Source organism: Providencia sp. PROV268, from assembly GCF_028477805.1.
Classification (GTDB): domain Bacteria; phylum Pseudomonadota; class Gammaproteobacteria; order Enterobacterales; family Enterobacteriaceae; genus Providencia; species Providencia stuartii.
In genome coordinates this window covers 1-4,510 of record NZ_JAMPLW010000004.1, presented here as the reverse complement: position 1 = coordinate 4,510, position 4,510 = coordinate 1, and the positions used below count along the sequence as shown (strand labels likewise).

Here is a 4,510-nt window from a genome sequence, read left to right as displayed (position 1 = left end):
ACTTAAAATTTATGAAAAGCACAATCAGGCTAATGCCATTGATTTTATTAATTATGTAGTAAATAAATTTCCCTTTAGAATCAAAACGATTAGAACGGATAATGGCCACGAATTCCAATCAAAATTTAATTGGCATATTCATGATCTCGGGATGGAGCATGTTTATATCAAACCAGCTACCCCCAGATTGAATGGGAAGGTAGAGCGTTCTCATTTAACAGATAAACAAGAGTTTTATCAATTAATCGATTATAAGGATGATGTCGATTTACATGAAAAATTAGCTGAATGGGAGGCTTTTTATAATTGTCATCGCACCCACTCAGCTCATGCTGGTAAAACACCGTATGAAGTGTAAAAAAATAAGCTTGGTCTTTAAGACTAAACGTCAGCCGAAGTTCTGAGTGACACACGTCAAATGCAACTAAATCCAATAGCTGCATTTGACTATCCTTTAATCATAGATAAAAGTCACATCAATCAATGATTGTACTTTTCCTGCGGTAACCTGCCCTGTAGTACGTGCATATCGAGCACTCAAACCTAAACTCACGGAAGATTTTCCCACTTGCCCAATTTGCACTTTTTAGTTAGCTGGAATGGCGTTTCCATTGCGCACTAATTGAATCCCCCCCCTTTTGCCGCATTCGTGCCAGAAAAAGTATTTGCAAATATAGAAGAGTTAGTATCCGTAGAGCCTGTTAGGAAATAAGAAATATTTTGATTTCTTGCACAACGAATATTGAGTGGCACTAATGCAGTCGCTGGGTATGCCGGTAAATTGACAACCACATTACGTGAAGAAACATCACAACCACCTATAGGTACAACAACAGTATCGTTGGCATATATATTCCACGTAAAATCAGAAATTTCTACGTTACCATTATTATATTGAGTTCCTACTTTATGCATAACTAATGTTGCAAAATGTGTTCCTTTATTGATAACCACACCACCTGCTGCTGAAATAGGTGTCAAATATAGCTTGGCCCTCCACGGAATGAAACTATTTGAGTTGATATTTTGTTTATGGGTCGATGACACCAACGGGAACGTGTATCCTGAACCATAATATTCTAATGTACCTCTAAAATTCTACAATGCTCCGCCGTAAGTAGAGCCTTTTATTATACTTACTTCATCTTTATAGAAATCAGGATAATCATTACGACAAAAAATAGATTGCGACAAATCTACTACTAAATTTTGTCCAGCTTCCACACTGGGTTGAAGGTTAACATAAACGTTTGAAGTACCTGATCCCGATTCACTATTCAGTGTATTCCCCATTGAGTCATAGCAAGTAAATGCATAAACAGACGAAATACTGGCTAAATAAATCAGCAGATTAGCGGAAAGTAATTTAATCATTTTTTTACATTCATGGTTTAACTCACTGATAAGTGTAAGTGACATCAATCACTGCCTGGATAGTTCCCTGTGTCGCACCACCTTTGACTGTTAATGCTCTGACCCTTAATGGAAAACTCGTCGACATGGTAGAATCATTGACCTGTAATTTTTGCTGCGCACCGTTATTCAAATTTGTTCCTGCACTATTTTGTAATTGCAGTTGAATATTGCCTGCTGTGCCTTGGTTTTTATAATAGCCAGTGGTATCCGTCGTTCCTTTAAAGGTTGCAGTGACGACAGATGTACCAACAGGACAATTAGTTAAATTCAATGAAACGGGATGCCATTTAGAGGCAGAGCCAGCAGAAATCAAATTGAATGTATACAAATCACCTAAATCAACATTAGCTGTGGTCGTTGCAACCGTGCAAGGCTTTGCCACTACACTACCATTCACGGTTACCGTAACATCCGCCGCATAGGTTGAAGTTATCTGAACAGATAACAAACCCACTATCAGCACCGTGATCTTCTTCCAGTTGTTATCAATCATGGCATCCTCTATTTACTGAAATTCAAGCGTAAACGTTGCTGTTGCTTGCACGTTTCCTGCAACAATAGGCAATTTAGACGCCATCAATCGCGCATAAAAGTGCAAAGTATTACCTCGACCTGCAACCAACGATGTCCACATGATGTTGCTGCTATTCGCATTAAGTATTAATGGTGTTCGGCTGCCATCTAAAATTTGTATACCCGCTCCTGAAGCATTAGAAGTTCCGGGGGCTAATGCAAGTAATGACTTATTATTGGCATCTGCAACCCCCACAAAACCAACTTTGACAGCAGTCACTGATGCACCACAAGGGGTAAGCTTAATTTGAAATGGCACAACAGGTGTAACTTCACCAACCGCATACAATTGCCTAACGGCATTATTTAGTAAATCAACCACTTGGTTTGAGAACCCGGAGCAACCGCACACGTATTGTCTTTCACATTACCTTTAATATTAATCGTGCTATCAGCGGCATAAGCGGTTACACAAAACATCATTGATGACAGCAGCGTCGTAGAAATTTTTTACTTTATCAAACACTTTTCACTCCTTAGAAGCATTCAGCACGGTACTTACTGAGAATTTCCTGCTGGCTTTGCTCAGGTAGTGTGTAGTTGACTTAGCATTGTGCATCTGGGCTATCTCCCCAGCGAGCAACCAATTGCCCTGCCAGTGGCAACCCTGTTAGATAAACCAGCCCATCATCCGCAACAATACTGCCACCATGACTGTCTTTTAATGTCACTACAGCCCCAAATGGTACAGGTTTGCCCTGTCTCATGAGTGTCATTAGCACTTTTACACCCACTTTAGGACGGAAGTCTGCACGCACCACGGCACCTCGAGTCGGTACAACACTGACAATAGGGTCTTCGAGGTCAACATTATTAGCCAATGTATTGGTATCAAGAGCTACACGGTTTTCACGGTAATCAGAGGCATATGGCAATACTGCGTAACCACGCCAGTCCGTTGTCACACCCGTTTGATTTTCAACTTTGACATTTCCCGCACCTGGTGCCTTGATTAAAACCACCGTATCATTCATTGGCTGGCTTAATGTGACCCCATTCGCATGCGCTAAGACCCCACCACTTAAGCCGTAGTACATCTGACGTAAGTCATTGGTGTAGCTGTACCCCACATTAGCGTTACCGTAAGTGCCGCAATAGTTAAGTGAAGTGTAACACGTAGCCGATGAATTGCCTTGCCCACCACCTGCATAGCCTGTTTGCACGCTATAACTTAAGTTATTGTCATCCAATAACGTCCCATAGATACCCGCGGTATTGGTGACACGGCCTTTTAAATCATGGGATGCGTTGTAACTGGCACTCGCATTACGCCAAATAGATTGGCTATCCGAACGCATCCAATTGCTGAATGGGATGTTCACGTTCAGTGCCAACATTTGGTCGTTTGCATCCTGCCAAGAGTTTTTCGATAAGCTATAACTCAAGCCCCAGTTGATCCCTTCAATCAGCGTGTTGATACCAACCTGTAACTGCTTATCTGATTTATTGGTATTCCAATAGGTTTCATGGCTACCCGTAACGTATAACGTTGATTGTTCACCTAACTGTTGAGTCAGGCTTAATTGTATTTTTTCCTTTTTGTTATACGTTAAATTGTAGTAATCGGTGAATTTCGGCGTGACCTGTATAACACCATCTTGCGTCGCAAGGTTATAACCATCCATTCGCTTATAAGCGGTATCCACAAATGAGTAATAGCCCTTTGTTGAATAGCGATAACCAGCCAACTGAATAATGGTTCCCGTTTCATTCAGCGACTTGTTATATAAAAAGCGGTCAAGTATTCAATGAGTTGATAATGAGGTAAACTGAGCTTTTCTGTTGAGGTTTAGTATGGCTACCATTTCAGTAAAATGCCGATTCTGTGGATTAACCGACTCTGTTAAAAAACATGGCACCGGCAATGGGGGGCATCCCCGTTATCGCTGTCAGGCCTGTTGCCGCTCTTTTCAACTCGATTATACTTACAACGCTTGTCAGCCCGACATCAAAGAGCAAGTGGTTGAGCTTGCCATGAATAATGCGGGTATTCGTGACACCGCTAGAGCATTACATATCAGTATCAATGCCGTCGTCCGCACTTTAAAAAACTCTCGCCACGGAATGTAACAACACTGCCCCTAGATAATCTACAAATTCAGCTCATTTGTGAGGTCGATGAGATGTGGTCATTTATCGGTAACAAAAAGCGTCAGCGTTGGTTGTGGTATGCATGGGAGCCTCGCTTAAAGCGGATTGTCGCTCATGTATTTGGTTCCCGAAGCAAGAAAACACTGGGTAAATTGTTAAAACTGCTGTCTGGGTTCCGTATCGCTTTTTGGTGTACTGATGGTTACAGGGCGTACAAAGAGGCCTCCCTAGTGAAAAACATATTTTAGGAAAGCTATACACACAGCGAATTGAGCGTGAAAATCTGACGTTGCGTAACCGATTGAAACGACTCAATCGCAAGACGTTAGGGTATTCAAAATCATCCGGCATGCATGACAAGATCATTGGGACTTTCATTGAGCGAGAGTATTATATTTGAAATGCCATCAACCCTTTGGATACGTGACCT

General features: G+C 41.5%; 2 protein-coding genes and 4 pseudogenes. 2 read left to right on the top strand and 4 right to left on the bottom strand.

Annotation, left to right across the window (positions count from 1 at the left end; genetic code table 11):
* On the top strand, nt 1-358 hold a 358-nt coding region (locus tag PR699_RS03620), incomplete at its 5' end, for an integrase core domain-containing protein (protein WP_272572993.1).
* A 96-nt stretch (nt 359-454) separates the two neighbouring features.
* On the opposite strand, the pseudogene PR699_RS03615 reads toward PR699_RS03620, so the two are convergent.
* The 4 genes and pseudogenes from PR699_RS03615 to PR699_RS03600 all read right to left on the bottom strand — a co-directional run.
* A pseudogene (locus PR699_RS03615) lies at nt 455-1,374 on the bottom strand (fimbrial protein).
* Nucleotides 1,375-1,396: 22 nt separating this feature from the next.
* Nucleotides 1,397-1,909, bottom strand: coding sequence for a fimbrial protein (locus PR699_RS03610; protein WP_154625920.1), 513 nt, complete (start codon nt 1,907-1,909; stop codon nt 1,397-1,399).
* A gap of 12 nt (nt 1,910-1,921) precedes the next feature.
* Nucleotides 1,922-2,412: pseudogene (locus tag PR699_RS03605) on the bottom strand (fimbrial protein).
* A gap of 53 nt (nt 2,413-2,465) precedes the next feature.
* Nucleotides 2,466-3,725, bottom strand: a pseudogene (locus PR699_RS03600) (fimbria/pilus outer membrane usher protein); the annotation flags it as partial.
* 58 nt (nt 3,726-3,783) lie between these two features.
* On the opposite strand from PR699_RS03600, the pseudogene PR699_RS03595 reads away from it, so the two are divergent.
* Nucleotides 3,784-4,480 (top strand): annotated as a pseudogene (locus PR699_RS03595) (IS1 family transposase).
* Nucleotides 4,481-4,510 lie beyond the last annotated feature (30 nt).

Excerpts from the sequence above, each read along its gene's own strand:
- PR699_RS03610 (WP_154625920.1), bottom strand. The coding sequence starts at position 1,909 with ATGATTGATAACAACTGGAAGAAGATCACGGTGCTGATAGTGGGTTTG.